Origin of the sequence: Myceligenerans crystallogenes (assembly GCF_039529775.1) — a bacterium.
GTDB classification, from domain to species: domain Bacteria; phylum Actinomycetota; class Actinomycetes; order Actinomycetales; family Cellulomonadaceae; genus Myceligenerans; species Myceligenerans crystallogenes.
The window spans coordinates 365029-390035 of record NZ_BAAANL010000005.1 but is presented as its reverse complement, the minus strand read 5'-3'; the positions used below and the strand labels follow the sequence as shown (position 1 = coordinate 390035).

General features: G+C 74.1%; 17 protein-coding genes. 13 read left to right on the top strand and 4 right to left on the bottom strand.

Translation table 11 applies throughout. The annotated features are described in order from the left end of the window. The first annotated feature begins 50 nt into the window (after positions 1 to 50). A complete protein-coding gene (locus tag ABD208_RS14220) occupies positions 51 to 818 on the top strand; it encodes a maleylpyruvate isomerase family mycothiol-dependent enzyme (protein WP_344103982.1) in 768 nt (255 codons plus the stop codon). A 90-nt stretch (positions 819 to 908) separates the two neighbouring features. Then, positions 909 to 1742: a siderophore-interacting protein gene (locus ABD208_RS14215; protein ID WP_344103980.1), complete on the top strand. Its 834-nt coding sequence runs from the start codon at positions 909 to 911 to the stop codon at positions 1740 to 1742. Between the two features lie 21 nt (positions 1743 to 1763). On the opposite strand, the gene ABD208_RS14210 is transcribed toward ABD208_RS14215, so the two are convergent. Continuing rightward, positions 1764 to 2063 carry a glutaredoxin family protein gene (locus tag ABD208_RS14210; RefSeq protein ID WP_344103978.1) on the bottom strand — a complete coding sequence of 100 codons (300 nt, stop codon included), beginning with the start codon at positions 2061 to 2063 and terminating at the stop codon, positions 1764 to 1766. A 103-nt stretch (positions 2064 to 2166) separates the two neighbouring features. Here ABD208_RS14210 and ligD point away from each other — a divergent pair, with 103 nt between their 5' ends. From ligD to leuS, 6 genes are all read left to right on the top strand, one after another. Continuing rightward, on the top strand, positions 2167 to 5106 hold the full coding sequence (ligD, locus tag ABD208_RS14205; protein WP_344103976.1) for a non-homologous end-joining DNA ligase: 2940 nt from the start codon (positions 2167 to 2169) through the stop codon (positions 5104 to 5106). Between the two features lie 167 nt (positions 5107 to 5273). Continuing rightward, positions 5274 to 6077: a non-homologous end joining protein Ku gene (gene ku, locus ABD208_RS14200; protein WP_344103975.1), complete on the top strand. Its 804-nt coding sequence runs from the start codon at positions 5274 to 5276 to the stop codon at positions 6075 to 6077. A gap of 87 nt (positions 6078 to 6164) precedes the next feature. Further along, positions 6165 to 7865, top strand: coding sequence for a metallophosphoesterase family protein (locus ABD208_RS14195; protein WP_344103974.1), 1701 nt, complete (start codon positions 6165 to 6167; stop codon positions 7863 to 7865). A 260-nt stretch (positions 7866 to 8125) separates the two neighbouring features. After that, on the top strand, positions 8126 to 8809 hold the full coding sequence (locus ABD208_RS14190; RefSeq protein WP_344104171.1) for a metal-dependent transcriptional regulator: 684 nt from the start codon (positions 8126 to 8128) through the stop codon (positions 8807 to 8809). A gap of 40 nt (positions 8810 to 8849) precedes the next feature. Continuing rightward, positions 8850 to 9536, top strand: a complete 687-nt coding sequence (locus ABD208_RS14185) for a vitamin K epoxide reductase family protein (protein ID WP_344103973.1) — start codon at positions 8850 to 8852, stop codon at positions 9534 to 9536. A gap of 105 nt (positions 9537 to 9641) precedes the next feature. Then, on the top strand, positions 9642 to 12611 hold the full coding sequence (gene leuS / locus ABD208_RS14180; RefSeq protein ID WP_344103970.1) for a leucine--tRNA ligase: 2970 nt from the start codon (positions 9642 to 9644) through the stop codon (positions 12609 to 12611). Between the two features lie 58 nt (positions 12612 to 12669). Here leuS and ABD208_RS14175 read toward each other — a convergent pair whose 3' ends face one another. Continuing rightward, a complete protein-coding gene (locus tag ABD208_RS14175; protein ID WP_344103968.1) occupies positions 12670 to 13860 on the bottom strand; it encodes a YibE/F family protein in 1191 nt (396 codons plus the stop codon). 114 nt (positions 13861 to 13974) lie between these two features. On the opposite strand from ABD208_RS14175, the gene aztD reads away from it, so the two are divergent. Beyond that, positions 13975 to 15405 carry a zinc metallochaperone AztD gene (gene aztD / locus ABD208_RS14170; RefSeq protein WP_344103966.1) on the top strand — a complete coding sequence of 477 codons (1431 nt, stop codon included), beginning with the start codon at positions 13975 to 13977 and terminating at the stop codon, positions 15403 to 15405. 90 nt (positions 15406 to 15495) lie between these two features. Here aztD and ABD208_RS14165 read toward each other — a convergent pair whose 3' ends face one another. After that, positions 15496 to 16797 carry an ATP-grasp domain-containing protein gene (locus ABD208_RS14165; protein ID WP_344103964.1) on the bottom strand — a complete coding sequence of 434 codons (1302 nt, stop codon included), beginning with the start codon at positions 16795 to 16797 and terminating at the stop codon, positions 15496 to 15498. Between the two features lie 172 nt (positions 16798 to 16969). Between ABD208_RS14165 and ABD208_RS14160 the strand changes: the two genes are divergently transcribed. Beyond that, positions 16970 to 18385, top strand: a complete 1416-nt coding sequence (locus tag ABD208_RS14160; protein WP_344103962.1) for an O-antigen ligase family protein — start codon at positions 16970 to 16972, stop codon at positions 18383 to 18385. Positions 18386 to 18410: 25 nt separating this feature from the next. Here the strand turns inward: ABD208_RS14160 and ABD208_RS14155 are convergent, their stop codons facing one another. Continuing rightward, complete coding sequence (locus ABD208_RS14155) at positions 18411 to 20066, bottom strand: helicase HerA-like domain-containing protein (RefSeq protein WP_344103960.1); 1656 nt, start codon at positions 20064 to 20066, stop codon at positions 18411 to 18413. A gap of 29 nt (positions 20067 to 20095) precedes the next feature. On the opposite strand from ABD208_RS14155, the gene ABD208_RS14150 reads away from it, so the two are divergent. The 3 genes from ABD208_RS14150 to ABD208_RS14140 all read left to right on the top strand — a co-directional run bounded on the left by ABD208_RS14150 (position 20096) and on the right by ABD208_RS14140 (position 25005). Further along, on the top strand, positions 20096 to 21010 hold the full coding sequence (locus ABD208_RS14150; protein WP_344103958.1) for a DegV family protein: 915 nt from the start codon (positions 20096 to 20098) through the stop codon (positions 21008 to 21010). A 169-nt stretch (positions 21011 to 21179) separates the two neighbouring features. Beyond that, positions 21180 to 22148, top strand: coding sequence for a ComEA family DNA-binding protein (locus ABD208_RS14145; RefSeq protein WP_344103956.1), 969 nt, complete (start codon positions 21180 to 21182; stop codon positions 22146 to 22148). A gap of 100 nt (positions 22149 to 22248) precedes the next feature. Continuing rightward, the gene (locus ABD208_RS14140) at positions 22249 to 25005 is read left to right on the top strand and encodes a ComEC/Rec2 family competence protein (protein ID WP_344103954.1); all 2757 of its coding nucleotides are present in this window, start codon (positions 22249 to 22251) and stop codon (positions 25003 to 25005) included. Positions 25006 to 25007: the final 2 nt, after the last annotated feature.

Below are 25007 nucleotides of genomic sequence, written 5' to 3'. Positions count from 1 at the left end.
GTCGCCGCGCTCTTGCCGCAGATTCTGTGACGACGTTCGAAGGAGTCCCCATGCACGATCGGATCGAGTTCGCCCGCGCCGACGCGCTCGCCGCGCTGGACGCGCTGACCGGCACCGTCCGGCAGCTCACGTCCAGCCCGGCAGCCTGCGCGGAACCGAGCAGGCTACCGGGCTGGACGCGGGGTCACGTCCTCGCGCACATCGAGGGCGTGACGCACGCGCTCGCGCGGCAGGCCGAGTTCGCCGCCCGCGGTGAGCGGATCGCGCCGTACGACGGCGGGGCCGAGGGCCGCAACGCCGCCATCGAGGCCGGCTCGACCCGGACGCCCGCCGAGCACCTCGCTGCCCTCACCGCCGCCCGGGAACGGGTCGTCGCCGCGTGGCCGGCCGCGGGTTCGCCGGTGTGGGAGGCGACGACGTCGTACCTGGACGGGCCGGTGACCGGCTGCCTCTGGGCCTGGTGGCGCGAGATGCGCATCCACGCCGTGGACGCGAACGTGGGCATCGGCATCGAGACGTGGGACCCGCGGTTGCTGGAGCACCTGCGGGAGTTCCTCGCGGATCGCCTTCCGGAGGGTGTGGTGCTGTCCGAGGACGACGGCACCCCGGAGGGCGGCGCGTCGTCACCCCAGGGAGCGGCCGGGCCCGCGGCGTCGTCGTCCGCGGAGACGATCGTCAGCGGCGCACCCGCCGACGTCGTCGCCTGGCTGGCCGGCCGCGAGCCCTCCGGCGCGGTCCGCGCCACCCGCGGCGGCGAGACCGTCCCGCTGCCGGAACCCGGCGCCTGGCCCTCCGCCGTCGCCCCGGCCGCCAGGTAACTCACCGCGGTGATCGCGGACGCCGGGCGGCGGCGTCCGCGATACGGCCGCTCCTGGTCAAACGAGTGAGGTTTGCCTTACCTTTCTCGCATGGCTGGATACAACGGACGACGGGCGGTGGATCCCGAGGTCGTCATGGCGGAGGTCGTCGCGACCAAGCAGATCACCCCGCACATGATGCGCGTGACGCTCGGCGGCGACGGGATCCGCCGCCTCACCGTGCAGGGCTACGACCAGTGGTTCCGCCTGTTCATGACGCGCGAGGGCCAGGACAACCTCAAGCTGCCCACGGCGTCGTCCGGCTGGTGGTACGCGCAGTACCTCGCCACACCGAAGTCGCGGCGGCCGTGGGTGCGGAACTACACGATCCGCGCCGCGCGGGAGGACCTCGCCGAGATCGACGTCGACTTTGTCGTGCACGGGTCCGACGACGACGGCACCTCCGGGCCGGGCGCCGGCTTCGCCACGAGCTGCCAGGTGGGGGAGCGGGTCGGGATCCTCGACCAGGGCCTCGGGTACAACCCCCGGCACGAGCACGACTGGACGCTGCTCGTCGCGGACGAGTCCGGCCTCCCGGCCGTGGCCGGGATCTGCGAGTCCCTCCCGCAGGGCACGTACGGCGCGGCGATCGTGGAGGTCCCCGCGGCCGCGGACAAGCAGGAGTTCCGCGTGCCGCCGGGGATGGACCTGCGGTGGGTGGTGCGTGACGAGACCGCCGCGGGCGAGCACGCGATTCCCGGCGAGGCGGCGCTCGCGGCCCTGCGCGAGACCGAGCTCCCGGCCGGGTCCGGCTACGCGTTCAGCATCGGCGAGTCGTCCCTCGCCACCGGCGCCCGCCGCCATCTGGTCAACGACCGCGGCGTCCCCAAGGCCCACACGGACTTCGTGGGCTACTGGAAGCACGGCAAGGCGTCCCCCAGCTGATCTCGGGCGGCTGATCCCGGGTCAGAGGCCGCGGCAGTCGAGGTGTTCCGCGAGTTCCGCGTTGGTGGGCTCGGCGAGGTGGGAGCCGTCCGGGAAGATGAGCACCGGGATGATGTCGCGGCCGGCGATGTCCTCGGCCTCGCCGGCCCGGGCGGGCTCGCGCTCGATGTCGATGTACTCGAAGTCGACCCGGCGGATGTCGAGCACCGCCTTCGAGCGACGGCAGTCACGGGACGACGGTGCCCCGTACATCGTGAGGCGTTCGGGCCGGCGATGCGCGACGTCCGCGACGATTGCGGAGGTCCGTTCTGACGGGTTCACGGGCGACGAGCCTAGCGGCGACACACCCACCAGGAGGTAAAGGGCGGGCAACGATCATGGTGTGTCGAGATGTGAATCTCGTCGCACGCGGTGACGATGAAGCATGGAAGCCGAGCCCGTCGCCCCCTCGATCGCCACGGTCGACGGCCGCCGCCTGCGCCTGTCCAACCTCGACAAGGTGCTGTACCCCGCCACGGGAACCACCAAGGGCGAGATCCTCCACTACCTCGCGACGATCGCCCCGGCGATGATCCCGCACGCCACGCGCCGCCCTGCCACCCGCAAGCGCTGGCCCGACGGCGTGGACGGCCAGTCGTTCTTCCAGAAGAACTCCGCGCCCGGCACGCCCGACTGGGTGACGCGGCACGAGATCCGGCACAAGGCGTCGGTCAACGAGTACGTGCTGGTCGACGACGTCGCGACGCTCGTCTGGCTCGGCCAGACCGCGACCCTGGAGGTGCACACCCCGCAGTGGCGCGTCGGCCGCACCGGCACGACGCTCCCGCCCGACCGGCTCGTGCTCGACCTCGACCCCGGGCCCGGCGCGGGCCTCGCGGAATGCGCGCAGGTGGCGCGCTGGGCGCGCGAGATCCTCGTCGGCATGGGCCTCGACCCGCTGCCGGTCACGAGCGGTTCCAAGGGCCTGCACCTGTACGCGGCGCTCGACCGCTGGGGCACGTCCCTGTCCGACGACGGCGCGGCGGGCGCGTCGTCACCCCAGCTCACCTCCGACGACGTCACCGCCGTGGCGCGCGAGCTCGCGAAGCACCTCGAGGGCGAGCACCCGGACCTCGTCGTCAGCGACATGAAGAAGTCCCTGCGGGCCGGCAAGGTGCTCGTGGACTGGTCGCAGAACAACGGCGCCAAGACCACGATCGCGCCGTACTCGCCGCGCGGCCGTGAGCGCCCGTGGGTCGCGGCCCCGCGGACCTGGGAGGAGCTGGACTCACCCGAGCTGCGGCACCTGGAGCTGCACGAGGTCCTGGAGCGCGTCGAGGCGGACGGCGATCTCCTGGCCCCGCTGCTGCGCGGCCACTACGCGACCCTGGAACCCACCGCGGAGCGCATGGCGGCGTGGGGGCGGCTGGCGGAGTACCGGGCGAAGCGCGACCGGAGCCGGACGCCGGAGCCCTTCGGGGGCGACGGGCCGTCCGCCGAGGACCGGCCGCCGTCGTTCGTGATCCAGGAGCATCACGCGAGCCGGCTGCACTGGGACTTCCGGCTGGAGTACGACGGTGTGCTGGTGTCCTGGGCGTTGCCGCGCGGCGAGCCGGCGGATCCCGGGCGGAATCACCTGGCGGTGCAGACGGAGGATCATCCCCTGGAGTACGGGTCGTTCGAGGGCACGATCCCGCGCGGGGAGTACGGGGCGGGGGAGGTGACGATCTGGGACTCGGGCTGGTACGAGCTGGAGAAGTGGCGCGACGGCGAGGTGATCGCGGTGCTGCACGGCGAGCGGCGGGGGTCGCGCCGGCTGGCGCTGATCCGGACGGGCGGCCGCTCGGGCTCGGACGACCAGAACCAGTGGCTGATCCACCGCACGAAGGCGCAGCCCGGGTCCGGGCCGCCCGCGCGAGCAGGGTCTTTGCCCGGGTCCGGGCCTGTCGCCGGGTCTGGGTTTCCGCCCGGGTCCGGGCCTGCCGCCAGGTCTGGCTCGTTGCCCGGGTCCGGCTCGTTGCCCGGGCCTGGTTCTTCCGACGGGTCCGGTTCGCGTGGCGGGTCAGGGCCCTCGGCTGGGTCCGGTTCCTCGTCCCGGGGTGCGGCCGGGGGCAACGGGCGGCAGGCGCGCGCGGAAGGCGAGGTCGAGGCCGTCGGCGGGCGGGCCGGGGACCTGTCTCGGGCGGAGGTGGCGGATCGGCCCGGCGCGCCGTCGTCGGGCATCGTGGCGATCGGCCTGCGGCCGATGCTGGCGACGACCGCCGACCCGCGCCGCGTGCGCGGGCTGGATCCGGTGGACTGGGCGTTCGAGATGAAGTGGGACGGGTTCCGGGTGCTGGCGCATGTCCCGGCGCCGGGCGGGGACGGCGCGGCGCCCGGCGTGCGGCTGGTGAGCCGGTCCGGGCTCGACATGACCGTGACGTTCCCGGAGCTGCAGGGGCTGGCCGAGGCAGTGGCACCGGAGGCGCTGCCCGCCGTGCTGGACGGGGAGATCGTCGCGCTCGACGGCGCCGGGCTGCCGAGCTTCCGCCGGCTGCAGCAGCGGGCCAACCTCTCCAAGGAGCGGGACGTGGCGCGGGCGCGGAAACGGGTGCAGGTGGAGGTGTTCCTGTTCGACCTGCTCCGGGCGGGCGACCGGGACCTGACCGGTGAGCCGTACTCGGAGCGGAGGGCGGAGCTGGAGCGGATCGTGACGGCGCGGGGGCCGGTGCATGTCCCGCCCGCGCTCGACGTCGAGGGCGAGGCGGCGCTCGGGGCGTCCCGCGAGCTGGGGCTGGAGGGGGTGGTCGCGAAGCGGCGGGCGTCGCGGTACGTGCCCGGGCACCGGTCGCACGACTGGCTCAAGGTGAAGCACGTGCAGTCGCAGGAGGTCGTGGTGATCGGCTGGCGGCCGATGCACGCGGACACGGGGCGCCCCGACCCGGCGACGACGGGCGGCCTCCTGCTGGCGGTCCCGGTGACCCCGGGCGCGGGCAGGGTTGCGGCGACGGCGGGCTCCGGTGGGACCGGAGGGTCGGCGGGCGCTGGCGGGACCACGCGGCCGCACGGTACGGGCGTACCCGTCGGCCCGTCGGGCGCGGAAGAAGCCGCGGGGGCGCCCGCCGGGGGCGAGACACTCGGCTTCCGGTTCGCCGGGCGGGTCGGGACCGGGTTCACCGAGAAGGAACGCCGTGAGATCTCCCGGCGCCTCACCGAGATCGCGGCCGACGCCCCGGCGGCCGCCGACGTCCCCGCCCTCGACGCCCGGGCCGCCCGCTGGTGCACCCCGACCTTGGTCGGCGAGGTGGACCACGCCGGCTGGACCCAGGACCACCGCCTCCGCCACCCGGTCTGGCGCGGCTGGCGCCCGGACCGCACCCCAGATGACGTCCCCCCACAGCCATAGGCTTGCTGTGTGGTCGGTCATTTGCTGCGTGGTCGGTCCGTTGTCCGTGCGGTCGGCCGCCCGAGGGGCCGATTGCTCGACATCGGGCCGACCGCCCCCGACAAACCCGGGATGCGCGCTGGCCTCCGTTGGTCGCGGGAGCGCCGGATCTGGCGCACCATCGAGGTATGCGCGCGATCTGGAAGGGTGCGGTCACCTTCGGGCTCGTCAACGTCCCGGTCAAGCTCTACAGCGCGACCGAGGGCCACGACGTGCCGTTGCACCAGGTGCACGACGCCGACGGCGGGCGGATCCGGTACCGCCGCGTCTGCGAGCTGGACGGCGAGGAGGTCCCGTACGAGCACATCGACAAGGCCTACGAGGACGGCGACGCCAAGGTGGTCATCACCCGGGACGACCTGGCGACGCTGCCGGCCGAGCGGGACCGGGAGATCGGCGTGGTCGAGTTCGTGCCGAGCGACCAGATCGACCCGATCATGCTCGACAAGACCTACTACCTGGAGCCCGACTCCAAGTCCACCAAGGCGTACGTGCTGCTGCGGCGCACCCTGGAGGAGACCGAGCGGACCGCGATCGTGAAGTTCGCGCTGCGCCAGCGCACCCGGCTCGCGGCGCTGCGGGTGCGCGACGACGTGCTCGTGCTGCAGACGCTGCTGTGGGCGGACGAGATCCGCGAGCCGTCGTTCGGCTCCCTCGACGAGCCCGCCACGGTGACCAAGAAGGAACTGGCGATGTCGGCGCAACTCGTGACGAGTTTCGAGGCGGACTTCGATCCCGGCGACTACACCGACGAGTACCAGGTCCAGCTCCGCGCGCTCATCGACGCCAAGATCGAGCAGGGCGACGTCATCGACGCCGAGGCCACGTTCGGCGAGGCCGCGAGGGAAGCCGGGGAGGGCGGCAAGGTCATCGACCTCATGGAGGCCCTGCGTCGCAGCGTCGACCAGGCCAAGGAACGCCGCACGGGCTGACGACCCGCGGCAGCCGCCCGGGTGCATCGCCCCCGCCCAGGTGCACCGGTCTGCGAGCACCCGGCGGCACCGCATAGGGTTGCGGTGATGGCTCAGCAGGAGAGAAAGTCGCCGCCGCGGTGGGCCCGGTGGGGCGTCGCCGTGGTGGCGGTGGTCCTGGCCTGCGCCTTCTTCGGGACGACGACGGCGCGCGCCGAGCTCAGCCTCGGCCCCCACCAGGCGCTGTACGAGGTCACCGGGGACCCGCACCTCGTGATCGACCTGGGCCCGCTCGGGCGGATCGTGGCCGACACCCCGCTGCCGCTGGGCCTCGGCGTGTCGATCACCGTGCACGAGATCCCCGCGGACCTGACCGCCGTCGACGCGCCCCGCACCCTCGACGCCCTCAGCCGGGACCTGGACTCCTACCTGCAGTTCTTCGACTCCCCGGAGCAGACCGTCGCCACCGCGGCCCAGGCACTGGTCCAGGACGCGGCGGTCCGGACGGTGGTCGCGTTCGGCGTCGTCGTCTGCCTGTTCCTCGCCGTCCGGGCCGTTCTCGGTGCACGACGCCGCGGGGAGCTGGCCGCGCTGCTCGCCCCGCGGACCTGGCAGCTGACCGGGGCCGCCGCCCTCGTGGTGGTCATCTGGGTGACGTCGACGGGGAGCACGCCCGTGCGCCGCGCCCCGGACTACGCCGACTCAACGGTCTTCGCGGGAACCGCGCTCGAGGGCGCTGCGCTCACCGGCCGCCTCGCGGGTGTGATCGACACCTACTCCGGCCAGCTGGCCGGGCTCTACCGGAGCAACTCCGGCTACTACCTGATCGCCAACGAGAACCTCACGGACGCGTGGGACGCGGCCGACATGCGGGAGCTCGACCAGCTCGCGCGGCTGGAGGAGGCACGCGGCGAGGGCGCGGCCGGTGGCCGCCGGGGGCCGGGGCAAGACCGTTCCGGGCCGGGCCCCGGCGAGACGGCCGGCCCTTCGCCGGTGCCCGCCCCGTCGCCGCCGCCGGACACCGTGACCGTCCTGGTCGTGTCCGACCTGCACTGCAACACCGGCATGACGCCGCTGGTGCGGACCGCGGTGCGGCGGTCCGGCGCGGAGCTGGTGCTCAACGCGGGGGACACGACGATCAACGGGACCGACGTCGAGAACGTGTGCGTGGACTCGTTCGCCACGGCGGTGCCGGACGACGTGCCGTTCGTGGTCTCGGACGGGAACCACGACTCGCAGCTCACGTCGGCGGCCGAACGCTCGCAGGGGCAGATCGTGCTCGGCGGCGGCGTCGTCGAGGTGGCCGGCCTGCGGATCCTCGGCGACCGCGATCCGATGGAGACCAGGATCGGCGGCGGCACGACGTCGCCGCGCAAGGAGACGTCCGCGCAGGCGGGGGAGCGGCTGCGGGACGTCGCCTGCGAGGAGCAGCAGGGCGCCGGCAAGATCGACCTGCTGCTGGTGCACACGCCCGCCGTGGGGGGCCCGGGGCTGCAGTCCGGCTGCGTCCCGTTCCAGCTCAGCGGGCACATGCACCGGCGGATCGGCCCCGAGCAGGTCGGTTACGGGGTGCGCTACGTGAACAGCACGACCGGCGGTGCGAGCCTGGGGCGGCTGTCGGTGGGGCCGCTGCAGTACCCGGCGGCGATGTCGGTGCTGCGGTTCAGCACCGTCTCGCGCACGTTCGTGCAGGTGCGGGAGATCGTCGTCGCACCCGACCGCGCCGTGACCGTCGGTGACTGGGAGCCCGTGCCGCAGCCGGCACCGCTGCCGATCGACGGCCGGGAAGGCCGCGCCGGGCCGCGCTGACACGACGGCGGGATCGGCGTCCGGACCCGACGGCCGCCCGGCGCCCGGACACGCGACGGGTTCGGCGCTCGGACGGGAAGGCCTGGCCGCGTTGACACGACGGCGGGCCCGGCGCCCGCCGGGGCGAGCCGCGAGGAGGTCCGCATCAGCGCCGGCTCCGGGCGCCCTGCCCAGGCGCTGCGTTCCGGCCGGCGGGCGCACGCGGTGCGGCGGGGCGCCGTCTCGGTAGGCTCGTGGCCGTGACCTCCTCGACCCCCTCCATGCCCGACGAGCTGACGCCCGTGGCGCAGGACTACCTGAAGGCGGTGTGGTCCGCGCAGGAGTGGTCCACCAAGAAGGTCACCTCCAAGCAGCTCGCCGACCGGCTCGGGGTGGGTGCCTCGACGGTGTCGGAGATGGTGCGGCGGCTGTGCGACCAGGGCCTGCTCGACCACGCGCCGTACGGGGCGGTCGAGCTCACCGAGGCCGGCCGGGGCTTCGCCCTGCAGATGGTGCGGCGCCACCGCCTCCTGGAGACCTTCCTGGTCAGCGAGCTCGGCTACGGCTGGGACGAGGTGCACGACGAGGCCGAGGTCCTCGAGCACGCGGTCAGCGACCTCCTGGTCGAGCGGCTGGACGCGCGGCTCGGACGCCCGCGCCGCGACCCGCACGGCGACCCGATCCCGGCGGCGGACGGGTCGGTGCACCGGCCCGACGCGGCGCCGATGTCCGAGATGGACGCGGGCGACAGCGGCGTCGTCGTCCGCATCTCCGACGCCGACCCCGAGGCCCTGCGCTACCTCGACGAGATCGGCCTGGGGCTCGACGCCCGCGTCGCCGTCACGGCCCGCCGGGAGTACGCCGGCACGCTCCACGTGCGGTGGTCGGCCGACGACGCGGAGCGGTCCGCCGACCTCGGCCTCCTGGCCGCGTCCCGCGTGTGGATCGAGTCAAACCCCACCTGATTCTCAGCCGGGACACAGCACCTGTCAGTATGTTGATTTTGTGAACGAGAAGAGCGCGGCGGCCGTGGCGTCGTCGGACAACGACAATGATGTGATGGACGACGACGCGGCCTACGACGAACTCGATGCCGGCGGTCCGGCGGCGAAGCCGCTCGGGTCGCGGACGATGGGGTGGCTGCTCGTCGTGCTGGGCGCTATCGGGTTCGTCGCGGCGTTCGCGCTGGCGTGGGAGAAGTACCTGCACTTCGTCCAGCCGGACCGGGCGGCGTCGTGCTCGCTCAATCTGTTCGTGCAGTGCACGGCCGCGATGGATTCGTGGCAGGGCGCGCTGCTCGGGTTCCCGAACCCGTATCTGGGCGTGGCCGCGTTCCCGGTGGTCATCACGACCGGCGTCGTCCTGCTGACGGGGGCGAGGCTGCCGCGCTGGTACTGGACCTCGCTGCTGGTCGGCACCGTGCTGGGGCAGGCGCTCGTCTTCTTCCTGATGTACACGAGCTTCTACGTGATCGTCGCGCTGTGCCCGTACTGCATGGTGGTCTGGACGATCCAGTGGCCGCTGCTCTGGTACCAGGTGGTCCGCGGCGCGCAGTCGGGTGACCTGCCGATGGGCGCCGGCCTGCGCGACGCCCTGGTCACCAACCGCACCGTCATCCTGGCCATCGGCTACGTGATCGCGGTGGGCTGGCTGCTGCTCGCGGTGGGCTCGGACCTGGTCGCCTCGTTCTGACGGGCGGGTGGCCGCCGCCGGACCACGTGGCCCGGACGGCGGCCGCGGTGCCAGACTTGGAGCACCGCCGGGTCCGGGGCGTTCACCGCCGGTAGAATCCCGCAGGTGACGACCCCCGCCGCTGAACGCACCACGAGCACGCCCGAAGGTCCCCGCTTCCGGTACACCCCGGCCCTCGCGCAGGAGATCGAACTGCGCTGGCAGGACCGCTGGGAGGAGCGCGGCACCTTCCACGCCGCGAACCCGGACGGTGACCTGACCGGCCCCGGCGGCGCGCGGCCGGCCGGCGAGCCGTTCTTCATCATGGACATGTTCCCGTACCCGTCCGGGGCGGGCCTGCACGTCGGGCACCCGCTGGGCTTCATCGCCACGGACGTGACGGGCCGGTTCCGCCGCATGTGCGGCGACAACGTGCTGCACACCATGGGCTTCGACGCCTTCGGCCTGCCCGCCGAGCAGTACGCCGTGCAGACCGGCGAGCACCCGCGCGGCGTCACCGAGCGGAACATCGTGACGTACCGGCGCCAGCTGCGCCGCGCGGGCCTGGCGCACGACCAGCGCCGCTCGTTCGCCACGATCGACCCGGAGTACGTGCGCTGGACGCAGTGGATCTTCCTGCAGATCTTCGAGTCGTGGTACGACGCCGACGCCGAGGCCGCACCCGGCTCCCCGGCCGGGTCGAAGGGCCGCGCCCGCCGCATCCCGGAGCTGCGCGAGGAGCTGGCCGCGGGTACCCGTCCCGTCCCGGGCCACGAGGGCGACAACACGGGCGGCGCCGTCTGGAACGCGCTGAGCGAGGCGGAACGGCGCGACGTCGTCGACGCGCAGCGCCTGGCCTACGTGGACTCCTCGCCCGTGAACTGGTGCCCGGGCCTGGGCACCGTGCTGGCGAACGAGGAGGTCACCGCCGAGGGCAAGTCCGAGCGCGGCAACTTCCCGGTGTTCACCAAGAACCTGCGCCAGTGGAAGATGCGCATCACCGCCTACGCGGACCGCCTGACCGACGACCTGGAGCTGATCGACTGGCCGGACAAGGTCAAGGCGATGCAGCGCAACTGGATCGGGCGGTCGCACGGCGCGCACGTGACGTTCGACGTCGCGGGCACCTCCGACTACGACGCCGCGGGCGCCGGGGCCGAGATCGAGGTCTTCACCACGCGCCCGGACACGCTGTTCGGCGCGACGTTCATGGTGGTCGCCCCCGAGCACCCGCTGCTGGACGAGGTCCCGGCCGCCTGGCCGGACGGCACCAAGAGCTCCTGGACGGGCGGGCACGCGACCCCGGTCGAGGCCGTGGCCGCGTACCGCCGCGAGTCCGTCAACAAGAGCGCCGTCGAGCGCCAGGCCGACGCCGGGAAGAAGACCGGCGTGTTCACCGGCCACCTGGCCGTCAACCCCGTGACCGGCACGCACATCCCGGTCTTCACGGCCGACTACGTGCTGATGGGCTACGGCACGGGCGCCATCATGGCGGTCCCGGGCGGCGACGAGCGTGACCACGACTTCGCGCGGGCCTACGACCTGCCGGTCGTCTACGTGGTCGAGCCCGAGGGCGGCCTGCCCGAGGACTTCGACGGCGCCTACTCCGGCGCGGGCGTCGCGGTGCGGTCCTCGAACGACCGCCTGAGCCTGGACGGCCTGGGCATCGACGAGGCCAAGGCGCGGATCATCGCCTGGCTGGGCGAGAACGGCGTCGGCCAGGGGACCACCACCTACCGGCTGAACGACTGGCTGTTCTCCCGCCAGCGCTACTGGGGCGAGCCGTTCCCGGTCGTGTGGGACGAGGACGACCGGCCGGTCGCCGTGCCCGACTCGATGCTGCCCGTCGACCTGCCCGAGGTCCCGGACTACGCGCCGCGCACCTTCGAGCCGGACGACGTGCACTCCGAGCCCGAGGCGCCGCTGGGCCGCAACGACGACTGGGTGAACGTCACCCTGGACCTGGGCGACGGACCGCGGCGGTACCGCCGCGACACCAACACCATGCCGAACTGGGCCGGCTCCTGCTGGTACTACCTGCGCTACCTGGACCCGGCCGACACCGAGCACGCCGTCGACCCCGCGCTGGAGCGGTACTGGATGGGGCCGCGGCACAACGCGTCGTCGGGCGCGGCGGGCGGCGTCGACCTGTACATCGGCGGCGTCGAGCACGCCGTGCTGCACCTGCTGTACGCGCGGTTCTGGCACAAGGTGCTGTTCGACCTGGGCTACGTGTCCAGCTTGGAGCCGTTCGGCAAGCTGTTCAACCAGGGGTACATCCAGGCGTTCGCGTACACGGACGCGCGCGGCGCGTACGTGCCCGCCGCCGAGGTGATCGAGGAAAAGGCAGCCGACGGCTCCGTGCGCTTCACCTGGAACGGCGAGCCCGTGAACCAGGAGTACGGCAAGATCGGCAAGTCGCTGAAGAACGTCGTCTCGCCGGACGACATGTACGAGGCGTACGGCGCCGACACGTTCCGCGTCTACGAGATGTCGATGGGCCCGCTGGACCAGTCGCGCCCGTGGAACACGCGCGACGTCGTCGGCTCGCAGCGGTTCCTGCAGCGGCTGTGGCGCAACGTCGTCAACGAAGAAACAGGGGAGACCACCGTCTCCGACGACGAGCCGGACACCGGGACCCTGCGGGCCCTGCACCGCACCATCGCGGACGTGCGCGCCGAGATGGAGGGCATGCGGCCCAACACCGCGATCGCGAAGCTGATCACGCTGAACAACCACCTGACCGGGCTGGACTCGGTGCCGCGCGCGGCGATCGAGCCGCTGGTGCTGATGACGGCGCCGGTCGCGCCGCACATCGCCGAGGAGCTGTGGGAGAAGCTGGGGCACGCGGAGTCCCTGGCGCACGAGCCGTTCCCGGTCGCGGACCCGCGGTACCTGGTGGCCGACACCGTGACCTGCGTGGTGCAGATCAAGGGCAAGGTGCGCGCCAAGTTCGAGGTTGCCCCGGACATCTCCGAGGCGGACCTGGAGGCGGTGGCCCTGGCCGAGCCGAACGTGATCCGCTTCCTGGACGGCGCCGAGGTCCGCAAGGTCATCGTCCGCGCCCCGAAGCTGGTCAACATCGTCCCGGCGTGATCGGGGCCGGCGGCGCGAGGTGGTGCCCGCTCCAGGCACCACCTCGCGCCCTCGGGTGCTACCCGGCGGGCGCGGGCTCGGCCTCGATCTCGGCCTCGTCGGTGCCGGGCCCGGGTACCGCGAGGGCGGCGATGGCCGTGGTGATCGGGATGGCCAGGACGAGGCCGATCGAGCCGACCAGGGTGCGGACCACCTCCTCCGCGATCTCGCCGGAGGTCAGGGCCATCACCGGGGACTGGTTGACCAGCCAGACCATCATCAGCAGCGGGAGCGCCCCGCCCACGTACGCGAACGCGATCGTGTAGACGGTCGAGGCGATGTGGTCGCGGCCGATCCGCATCGCGCGGGCGAACAGCATCGCCCGTGAGGCGCCGGGCGCGACGGCGCGCAGCTCCCACACCGCCGACGCCTGCGTGATCGTCACGTCGTTGAGCACGCCCATCCCCGCCAGCACCAGCCCGCACAGCGCCACGCCCCGCAGGTCGGTGAGCGGCGCGGTCGCCAGGAGGTACTGCGCGTCGTGGTCGGACGCGCCGAGGTAGGTCGCCCCGGCCGCCCAGGACCCGATCACCGCCGTGAGCACCAGCCCGAACAGCGTCCCGAGCAGCGCGGCCGACGTGCGCGCGTTCAGCCCGTGCGCCAGGTACAGCGTCGCGAACATCACCAGCGACGACGTCACCAGCGCCACCCCGAGCGCCGCCTCGCCCGCGAGCAGCGCCGGCATCGTGAACCCGAGGAACACCAGGAAGGCCACGCCGAGCCCGGCCAGCGCGGCCAGCCCGCGCCACCGCGCCACGGCCAGGACGACGACGGCGTACGCGGCCGCGAGCCACCCGATGGGTGCCTTGCGCTGATGGTCCATGAACACGAGCGGGTCGGGGGACATCGGTGAGACCTCGGACACGTCGACCGCGACGATCTCGTCGCCCGCGTGGAGCTCGACCGAGGCGCCCGGGTTCGACATCGTCGACTCCTCGCCGCCGGGCAGGCGCACCTTGACGGCGGTGCCCTGGGACGGCTCCTCGATCACCGTGACGTCCACGTTGGTGGCGCCCTCGACGACGGCCGGCACGCGGGCGGGCAGGTCCGCGCCGTCGGGCCAGAGCGAGAGCAGGCCGGCGAGCGTGAACAGCAGCGCCGGGATCAGCGCCACGGCCAGGATGACCCGCGTCCGGCCTGACGAGGGCCCGACGGGCCCGTGACCGTGCGTGTGCGCGGGCGACGGCGGATCGATCACGGACTGCGTCATGACGGAAATGCTCCCATGCCGGAGCCGATCGGCGACTTGATAATCGTTCCCATCTTGACGTACGGTGCCGAGCGGCATGAGAACGATTATCACGTCTTGAAAGGACGGGCGCGCATGTCCGACACCACCATGAAGACCGTCCACCGGACACCCGGACCGCATGACGGCCGCGGCACGGCGGCGACCGCGGGCCGGTCGCGCCGGGGCGGCGCCGCCGCACTGGCGCTCGCCGTCCCGGTCGCGCTCCTCGCGGCCTGCGCCGCGCCGGAGCAGGGAGGATCGTCCGGCGACCCGGCCGCGTCGTCGTCCCAGGCCCCGTCGCCGACGGCGAGCCGTGCGGCCACGGAATCGCAGGCCCGCACGCCCCGCATCGCCGTCACCTACGACGGCGGCATCAAGGTGCTCGACGCCATGAGCCTCGAGGAGGTCGGCGACCTCCCGCTCGACGGGTTCAACCGGCTCAACCCCGCGGGCGACGGGCGGCACCTGCTGGTCTCCACCACCGGCGGGTTCCAGGTGCTGGACCTCGGCACCTGGGCCGAGGCGCACGGCGACCACGCCCACTACTGGACCTCGGACCCGGCGCTGCTCGACGTGCGGTACGAGGCGACCGAGCCGGGGCACGTCGTCGTCCACGAGGGTCGTACCGCGCTGTTCGACGACGGGACCGGGCACGTGACCGTGGTCGACTCCGAGCACGTCGCCGAGGGCGAGGCCGACCGCGAGTACACCACGCCGTCGGCGCATCACGGCGTCGCCATCGAGCTGTCCGACGACACGCTGGTCGTGTCGGAGGGAACCGAGGAGGAGCGCTCCGGCATCCGCGTGCTGGACGCCGACGACGAGGAGATCGCCGCCGGCGACGACTGCCCCGGTGTGCACGGCGAGGCCGTGGCCGCCCACGAGGCCGTCGTGATCGGCTGCGAGGACGGCGCGCTGGTGTACGCCGACGGGAAGATCACGCACGTCGACGTGCCCGACGAGTACGGGCGCATCGGCAACCAGGCCGGGTCCGAGGACTCCCCGATCGTGCTCGGCGACTACAAGACCGACCCGGACGCGGAGCTCGAGCGGCCCGAGCGCGTCTCGCTCATCGACACCCGCACCGCCGGGCACACGCTGGTGGACCTGCCGGCGAGCTACTCGTTCCGGTCGATCGGGCGCGGGCCCGACGGCGAGGCGCTGGTGCTCGGCACCGACGGGAAGCTGCACGTCATCGACCCGGAGTCCGGGAAGATCACGGACTCGATCCCCGTGGTGGACGAGTGGACCGAGCCGGCGGAGTGGCAGGAGCCGCGGCCCGCGGTGCTGACGCTCGACGGGTCCGTGTACGTGACCGATCCGGCGAACCAGCAGATCCACGCCGTGGACCTCGTCGAGGGCGAGGTGTGGAAGTCCGCCGACGTCGGCGTGGTGCCGAACGAGGTCAACGGGGTCGAGGGGGAACTGCCCGCCGAGGACGCCCACGAGGGTCACGGGCACGAGGACGAGCACGAGCACGAGGACGAGCACGGGCACGAGGACGAGCACGACGAGTCGCACTGACCCGGGTGTCGTCGTAGCAGCAGGCGGATCTCGCGGGAGCGCGTGCGTTCCCGCGAGATCCGCCCGCCGGCGAGACCCGGCCTCCGGTCGTCAGACCGCGCCGACGTGCGGCACGGGCGAGTCCTGGCGCACGTCCAGGCGGAGGCCCGCGAGGATCTCGTCGGCCCACCCGGCGGCCCGGTCGCCGTCCGGGTCCGCGACCAGGACGTGGCCGAGCCGGTCGTTGTTGTCCGCCGGACGCAGGACGGCGCCGGGGCGGGGCAGGGCGTGGGCCGGCACGCGGGCGTCGTCGTGCAGCGCGTCCGCGCCCTCGATCGACCGCAGGACGCCGTCGGCCGGCGTGAGCAGGAAGCGGACGGCGGCGCTCGCCGCCTCGGGCGCCGCGGGTTCGGGGGTCTCGCCGAGCGCGAGGGAGACCAGTACCCGGAGCGGGTTGTAGCCCGTGACCAGGCGTACCAGATCGAAGATGTAGCCGCCGCCCTGGCGCGGGTTGAGCTCCACGAGGCGCGGGCCGGCTGCGGTGAGGCGGATCTCGGTGTGGCTGATGCCGTGGGTGAGGCCGACGGCGGCGAGGACCCGGGTGACGTGCCCGGTGATCGCGTCGCGGGTCCCGGGATCGAGGCGGGCGGGGAAGTCGTGGCCGCTCTCGACGTAGCTCACCGCGTCGGCGCCGCCGGCGACCGGACGGGCCACCTCGGTGACCGTCTTGGCGGTGATGCCCAGCACGGTCGTGACGCCGTCCCGGGTGACGGCCTCCACGCTGTACTCGGGGCCGTCCAGCACCCGTTCGATCAGCGCCAGGCGGGCCAGCGGCTGGTCCCGGGTGTTCCGTTCGGGGCCGGTGATCTCGGCGAAGGCGTCGGCGAGGGCGGCGTCGCCGGAGACGCGCCGGACGCCCGTGCCGGAGTTCAGGTCCACGGGCTTGATCACGACGGGGTAGCCCAGGGCCGCCGCGGCGGCGCGCGCCTCGTCCCAGCCGGCGGCGACCGCGTGCGGGACGTCGGGGAGGCCGGCGCGGGCGACGGCGGCCCGGACTAGGTGCTTGTTCGTGGCCGTGCGCAACGCGCCGGGCGGCGGTCCGGGAAGGCCCAGGGCCCGCGCGACGACGGCCGCCGCGGTGAGGTAGTAGTCGCAGGTCGTCAGGACGCCCGCGACGTCGTACCGGGCGGCGGTCTCGCGGGCGGCGGCGATCAGGGCGTCGTCGTCGTTGGTCTCGGCGACGACGACCTCGGCGGCGTGCGCGAGGACCGGGTGCGGGGCGCCGTCGGGCAGCGTGTAGATCCGGGGATCGCGCATGATCAGGACGTACTCGTGGCCGGCGGCGCGCAGCAGCGGCGGGAGGCTGAGACCGGTGGACTGCAGCCAGCTCTCGATCATCAGGAGGGTGGGCACCAGGGAGCCTTTCCGGGGTGTCGGGGCGACGGTTCTCGCGGGGATCGTATCGCGGGGCTGAGATTCATTCTCATCCTTGGGAAACGACCCTTCGTTCCCCCGACGCCGAAGGGTTGCGTCGGTGTGGCCTGTTGTTCGCCTCCCGACCACCTTTCGCCGGGAGGATCACGGTATGGCAACGGCGGAGCTTTCCCCCGGGCAGCCGCGGCCACACGGTCCCGTGATCGTGGTGCTGCTCTGCCTGGCCGCGCTCCTCTTCGAGGCGACGTCCGACGTCCTTCCCGACGCACCGATCTTCGGCGTCGTCACCTGGCAGCGCGTGGTCACGACCGCCGGCTTCGCGGCCGCTCTGGTGGCGGGCGCGCGGTGGCGGCACTTCCGCACCCGCCTGGACATCCCGGTCGTCGTACTGCTCCTGGCCTCGGCGGTGGCGGCGTACCGGTGGGGTGGCGACGCGCCGTTCCGGCACCTGTTCTCCTACGTCTCGGTGTACTACCTGGCCACGGCCCTGATGCGGCTGCAGCCGACCGCCTGGCGCGCGCTCGTGGTCCTGGCGGCCGGGGCGGTGACCGTGGCGTCCGCGGTGGCGATCGGTCAGTCGAGCGAGAACGTGCCGACCGGGTTCTGCCGGTCGGGCCTGCTGCGTGACGCCTCCTGCAGCGAGCCGGGCGTGTTCGCGCGGGCCACCGGGACGTTCAGCAACCCGAACCTGCTGGCGGCGTTCCTCCTGCTGCTGGTGCCGCTGGCGGTGCTGGCGGTCACGATGTTCACGGACCACCTCCAGCGGGTCGTGGCGATGGCGGCGATCGTGCTGGCCTGCGCGGCGCTGCTGGTGACGTACTCGCGCGGGCCGTGGGTCGCGGGCTTCGCCGCCGCCCTGGTGCTCGCGTGGCAGTGGGCGCGGACGCGGTTCAGCCCGCAGCAGCTGCGCCTCGCGGCGATGATCGGAGCCGGGCTCCTGGTGGTGGGGCTGATCGGGATCGCCCTGGTGTCACAGGCCGGGCGCTCGCTCGGGGTGCGGAACGAGGCCTGGTCGACGGCGCTGCGGGTCGCGGCGGACGAGCCGCTGGGGGTCGGGCTCGGCCGGGCGGGCGACGTGGTCAACGCCCGGATCGAGGGCAGCGTCGAGTTCTTCCACCTGCACAACCTCTGGCTGAACTGGCTGGTCGAGGCCGGGGTGCTCGGGTTCCTGGCGATCACGGCGGTGACGATCGGTTCGACGGTCACGGCCTTCGGGCTCGCGGTGCGCGGGCACGCCATGGGGTTCGCGGCGTCGTCGGCCCTGATCGGCTACTTCACGATGAACCTGATGGACCATCCTTCCAGCCTCGGGCGGCTGGCGACGGCGATGTGGCTCGTGCTCGGGTTCGTGATGGGCGCGGCACCCGCGCGGTGGCGGGGCTGGACGGAGCGCTACGACCTGCCGGTGGCGGCCGCTGCCGATCCGTACGGGGGTTCGGGTGCCTGGCCGGCGTCGTCCGCGGAGCTCGCGCTGTCCACGGCGTCGTCCGGCGTCCGGGCGGTGCCGCGGCACGTGCGCAGCTTCGAGCCGGCGCGGACCGGCGGGCGGACGCGGGTGCGGCGGTAGCCGCCCGAGGCCGCCCGGCGGGCCGTCAGCGGCGCCGGGTGCCGAACAGGCTGCGGGTGATCTCGCGCAGCAGCACGGAGCCCGCGCTGCGGGCGACCTGGCCGGCGACGCGGTTGCGGTCGCGGACGGCCTGTTCCTTGCGCCTGGCCTCGTCGCGGGCCTCCTTCTCCAGCCGGGTGCGCTCGGCCTTGAGCCGCGCCTCGTCGGCGCGGGCGCGTTCCGCGTCCGACGACGCCGAGGCCTCCGCCTCGTGCGCGGCGGCCTGCTCCTGCGCCTTGGCCTGCAGCAGCTCGAACGCCGACTCGTTGTCGACGGCCGTGCCGTACTTCGCCTGGCCCGGTGAGGCCGCGACGACGGTGTCGATCACCGCGTCCCCGGCCGGGTTCATCGAGGACTGCGGCGCGCGCACGCGCGTCCACGCCACCGGCGCGGGCGCGCCCGACTCCGTCAGGACGGTGACGACCGCCTCGCCGGTGCCGAGTTCCTGGAGCAGCCGCTCCAGGTCGTACGGGGAGGTCGGGAAGGTGCGGGCCGCGGCGCGCAGGGCCTTGGCGTCGTCGGGCGTGAAGGCGCGCAGCGCGTGCTGCACGCGGTTGCCGAGCTGGGCGAGCACGTCGCCCGGCACGTCCTTGGGCGACTGCGTGACGAAGAACACGCCCACGCCCTTGGAGCGGATGAGCCGCACGGTCTGCGTCACCTGGTCGAGGAACTCCCGGGAGGCCCCGTCGAACAGCAGGTGCGCCTCGTCGAAGAAGAACACCAGCTTGGGCTTGTCGGTGTCGCCCACCTCCGGCAGTTCCTGGAACAGGTCCGCGAGCAGCCACATGAGGAACGTCGAGAACAGCTCCGGCTTGTCCTGCAGCGAGGGCAGCTCCAGCACCGAGAGGACGCCCAGGCCGTCGTCGGACACCCGCAGGAGATCCGCGCTGGAGAAGGCGGGCTCGCCGAAGAACTCCTCGGCGCCGCCGGCCTGCAGCGTGACGATCTCGCGCAGGATGACACCGGCCGACGCCGTGCTGACGCCGCCGATGCCCTTCAGCTCCGCCTTGCCCTCGTCGCTCGTGAGGTGGGCGATGACGGACTGCAGGTCCTTGAGGTCGAGCAGGGCGAGGCCCTGCTTGTCGGCCCAGTGGAAGATCAGGTTGAGGCTGGACTCCTGGGTCTCGTTGAGGCCGAGCACCTTGGCCAGCAGCAGCGGGCCGAAGTCGGTGACGGTGGTGCGGATCGGCACGCCCTTGCCGTGGCCGCCCAGGCCGTAGAACTCGACGGGGAACTGCGTGGGGCGCCAGTCCTGGCCGATGCTCCGGGCGCGGGCGCGGATCTTCTCGCCGTCCTCGCCGGGGACGGCGATGCCCGACAGGTCGCCCTTGACGTCGGCGAGGAACACCGGGACCCCGGCCAGGGACAGGCCCTCGGCCATGCCCTGCATCGTCTTCGTCTTGCCGGTGCCGGTGGCGCCCGCCACGAGGCCGTGCCGGTTCAGCATGCTCAGCGCGAAACCGACCTGGACCTGCGGGTTCGGCGTGGCGCCGGAGCCGGGCTCGCCCTCCAGGAGGGCTCCGAGCGCGAGCGTCGCGCCCTCGGTGGCGTAGCCCTGCGCCACCTGGGCGGCGTAGCCGCCGGGTTCGGTGGCGGGTGCTGTACTCGATGGGGTGACGTCCCCAGCCGTCGCGTCGGACATGGTCCGAAGATAGATAGGATTGCTCGGTCATGCCTCTTTTCCGCCGCCAGCACGAGCATCGCGCGGAACCAGCCGCGATCGCACCCCCGCAGGGCCAGGCCGTCCGTGTCGTCACCGACTCGACGTCGTGCCTGGCCGTCCCGGGTGACGGCGCAGGCCCGCGGGTCGTTCCCCTGCGCGTGGTGACCGAGCGCGAGTCGTACGACGAGGGCGTGGACGTCACCATGGCCGACGTCGTCCGGCTTCTCGGCGAGGGTGCGCGGGTCACGACCTCGCAGCCGCCGCCCGACCGGTTCGCGGAGGTCTACCGCGAGCTGGCCGACGACGGCGCCCGGGCGATCGTGTCCCTGCACCTGTCCGGCGAGCTGTCGGGGACGATCTCGGCGGCGAGCGCCGCGGCCGCCCGCTCGCCGCTGGCCGTGCGGGTCGTCGACTCGCGCACGGCGGGGTCGGGGCTGGGGTTCGCCGCGCTGGCCGCGGCCGAGTGCGCCGCGGCCGGGTGCGATGCCGCGCACGTGGCTCAGCGGGCTCGCGAGGTGGCGGACTCGTCGTCGTCGGTGTTCATGGTGGACAGCCTGGAGCACCTGCGGCGCGGGGGGCGGTTGTCGGGTACCGCGGCGGCGCTCGGGACGGTGCTGGGGGTGCGGCCGATCCTGACGATGCGGGACGGCCGGATCGAGCTGGCGCAGCGGGTGCGGACGCGGGCGGCGGGGCTGGAGCGGCTGCTCGATCTGGCCGGCGAGAGCATCGCGGCCGCGGTGCGGCCGGTGGTCGGGGTGCAGCATTTCGGTGCGCCGGAGCGGGCCCGCACGGTGGCGGGCAGGCTGCGGACGCGGACGCGGGCGGACATCGAGATCTCGGACATGAGCGCGGTGATCGGGGTGCACGTGGGGCCGGGGACGCTGGCCGTGGTCGTGGCGGATCTAGGGGATCACCGGCACTGAGCCCGGCGTGGCGCGGAAGTTTCCGGGCGCCCGTGAGCGCACGTCGCGTACCTCGTCGACGGGATGATGCGGGTCCGACGCCGACCGAGGGCTGTGGAAATCGTGCTTCGTGCACAGGGGCGGGTCCGGGGCGGCTCGCGCTGCGGGCGCGATGCCTAGCGTCGATGCCATGAGAGCGGACACCGATGCGATCCCGGCCGTGCCACCGGCGGCCTCGTCAGACCTCGACGACCTCGCGGGCAGGTTGCGCCGGCGCCGGTCGGCGGACCGGGTCGCGGCGGCCTATGAGGCGGTGCACGGGCATCCGGTCGGTCTGGACGACGGCGGCAGCGGGTGGCGCTGGGCGCTCGGGGCGAGACCCGGGCTGGTGGCGGTGGTCGCCGTGCTCCTGCTGGCGATCGTCGCGGGCGTCGTCGTGCTCGGGCCGGGCCTGCGCGGCGACGGCGAGGTCCGGGCGCTCGGCCCGGCCGCCGATGCGGCGCCGGCCGATGGCGGAGGGGCGGGCGGGGCCGTGGCCCCGGGGACGGAGATGCCCGAGGGGGCCGGGAGTTCCGAGGAGGCCGAGGCCGGGAGTCCCGAGGGGGCCTGGGCCGGGAGTCCCGAGCCCGTTGCGAGCGCCGGGACCGGTGCGGGGGTGGTCGCCCATGTCGTCGGGGCGGTGCGCGAGCCGGGGCTGGTCGAGCTGCCTGCGGGGGCCCGGATCGCCGATGCGGTCGACGCCGCCGGCGGGGCGACCCAGGACGCGGACCTGTCGGGGGTGAACCTGGCGCGGTCCGTGACCGACGGCGAGCAGATCTACGTTCCGGAGCCGGGGGAGGTGCCTGTGGCGGCGCCGCCGGGGGGTGCGGGGACGGGCTCCGGCGGCTCGGGTGGTGGGGGCGCGGTCGGCGGTGCGAGCGCCGTCGGCGGCGTGGGCGGTACGGCCGGCGCGGTCGGCACACCCGGTGCGACGGTCGACGTCAACTCCGCCGACGCGACGGCCCTGGAGACCCTGCCGGGCATCGGCCCGTCCCTGGCCTCGGCCATCGTCGAATGGCGTACCGCGCACGGCCCGTTCGCCTCGGTCGACGAGCTCGAGGACGTCCCGGGCATCGGTCCGTCGGTCCTGGAGCAGGTCCGTCCTTCGGTGACGGTGTGAACGGGGACCTGAGCCCGTCGCGGGCGGCCGAGGTGCGGGCAGGTGCCGTCGGGGTGTTGCCGGGGCCGGCCGCAGGGGAGTTGAGATGAGCTCCGGGAGCATGACGGATGTTCGGCTGCTGCCCGGCGCCGTGGCTGCCTGGGCTGCCGCCTGGTGGGCCACCGGCGGGAGCGAACCCGCCCGGCTGGCCGCCGTCAGCGGGTGGCTGGCGATCCTCGTCGGGATCTGCGCGATCGGCGTGATCGGCCTGCGCGGGGGCGGTCGGCGGGAGCACGCGCGGGCGGGCCTGCGGTGGCGGGGTGGCATGCGGGGGTCGGACGGCCGGCGGGGGCTGGGCGGCTTGCAGGGGCGGGGTGGCCAGCGGGGGCTCGGCGGCCTGCGGGGACCGGACGGCTTGCGGGGGTCGGGCGGCCTGCGGGGGGCGGGCGGCCTGCGGGGACGGCCGGGACGTGCCGCGGCCGGCCGGGGAGCGGCCCACCAGGTTGTCCTGGCAGGCGCGTGCGCGCTGGCCGTCGTCGCGGGCGGGGCCGTCCAGGCGGCGGGGTCGGCTGTCGTCCGCGACCTGGCCGAGGGCCGGTTCACGGCGGAGCTGACCGGCACCGTGGCCACGCAGCCGGAGCCGTTCTCGTGGGGTGGCGCCCCGTCGCCGGCCGGAGTGCCGGGCGAGGCCGCGCAATCAGAGGCGTCCGCGCCGGGGCAGGTCCGGTTCCTGCTGGAGGTCGGAAGCATCGACGCCCGTGGCGTGCGGACCGCGGGCGGCGGACGCGTGCAGGTCGTCACGGCGGGCGCGGACGGTCTCCGGTTCGGCTCGGTCGTCACCGTACGCGGCGGGCTGCGGCCGCCACGTACGGGCGGTACCGAGACCGGTGCCCTGACCGCCGGCTACGTCACCGTCCAGCGGTCACCGCCCGCCGCCCTGCGGCTGCTGGACCGGCACCGGGACGCGCTGATGGAGGTGACCGACGGGCTGTCGCCCCAGGCCCGGGCGCTCGTGCCGGGCGCGGCGATCGGCGACACGACACGCATGCCGGCGGACCTGGAGGAAGCGATGCGTGCGGTTGGCCTGGCTCACATCACGGCAGTCAGCGGAGGTCACTTCTCCGTCGTCATGGCGGTCCTGTCCGCCCTGTGCGCGGTGGCGCGGCTGCCGCGTGCCGGGCGGGTGGCACTGATCGCGGTCGCGTCGTGCACCTTCCTGGTGCTGGTGCGCCCGGAGCCGGCCGTGCTGCGCGCGGGGGTCATGGCGGCGTTCGCGCTCACGGGGCTTGCCCTCGGGCGCCCGGCGGCATCGGTACCGGCGCTCGCGGGGTCGGTGATCGGGCTGCTGGTCGTCGACCCGTGGCTGGCGCGATCGTTCGGCTTCGCCCTGTCCGCGGCCGCCACCGCAGGGCTCGTGCTGCTCGTCGCGCCGCTCGCCAGGAGGCTCACGCCCTGGATCGGGGGCCCGGCGGCCTTCGCGCTCGCGGTGCCGCTGGCCGCGCAGCTCGCGTGCGGCCCGGTCCTGGTGCTGCTCGACCCGTCGGTGCCGACGATGTCGGTCGTCGCGAACCTGCTGGCGGCTCCGGCCGTCTTCCCGGCGACCGTGCTGGGGCTGCTCGCGACGATCCTCGCACCCTGGCTGCCGCTCGTGGCGGGACCGATCGCCTGGGTGGCAGGCGGGGCGACCTGGTGGATCGCCGTCGTCGCCGGGTTCCTGGCGAGCCTGCCCGGTGCCTCGCTGCCCTGGCCGGGCGGACCGCCCGGAGCGCTGCTGCTGGCCGCGCTCACCGGCATCGGCCTGTGGGCGGTGCTGCGCCGCGAACCTCTCGCCGGCCGGCCGCAGGCGTGGCGTCCCGCGCCGGGGTCCGGTCTTCGCGGGTTGCCGCGCCGGTGGCGGCGCGAGCCTCCGCAGGCACTCCTGGAACGGCGGCGGCCCGGCCAGGGTGTCGCGTTCCGGGGGCGATCATCGCGACCCGGCCGCGCGGCCGTCCCGGGGCGGCGGCCGCGTCTCACCCGGGGGCAGGCCGGCACGCTGCTCGCGGCGGGAATCGCGGTGCTGCTGCTCGTGGTGGTCGCGGCGCCACGGTTCGCCGCGCTCGGCGAGCCCCTGCCCCGGGACTGGCAGGTCGCGGCGTGCGACGTCGGGCAGGGAGACAGCCTGGCGCTGCGGACCGGGCCGGCTTCCGCGATCGTCGTCGACGTCGGGCCCGAGGGGCCGGCCGCGGACCGGTGCCTCGGCGAACTCGGCGTGACCACCGTGGACCTGCTGGTGCTGAGCCACTTCCATGCCGACCACGTGGGCGGCCTCGGCCCGGTGCTGGCCGGGCGGAAGGTGACCGCCGCGCTCGTGACACCCGTCGACGACCCGCCCGCCGGTGCCGCGGCGACCCGTGCCTCGCTGGCCGCGGCCGGGATCCCCGCGGGTGATGCGCGGGCAGGCCAACAGGGCGTCGCCGGGACGGTCCGGTGGGAGGTGCTGCAGGCCGGCGCCGGGAACGGGACCGGTGACGCGCCGGCGAACGATGCGAGCATCGCTCTCGTTGCCCGCACCCCGGACCTGGACGTCCTCCTCCTCGGCGACCTGGAGGCCTCGGGTCAGCAGGCCCTCGTGGCCGAACTCGGCTCGCGCGGTGCGACGCGGTTCGATGTCGTCAAGGTCGCCCACCACGGATCCGCCGAGCAGTCCCCGGACCTCGCGGCCCTCACGCGACCGGCCGTCGCGATCTTCTCCGCGGGGCGCGACAACGAGTACGGCCACCCCACCGGCCAGGCCCTCGACCTGTACGAGGGCGCCGGCGCGGCGATTGTCCGCACCGACGAATGCGGCACGGCCGTCCTCGTCGTCCGCGACGGCGAGATCGGATCGGCGGGATGCTGACG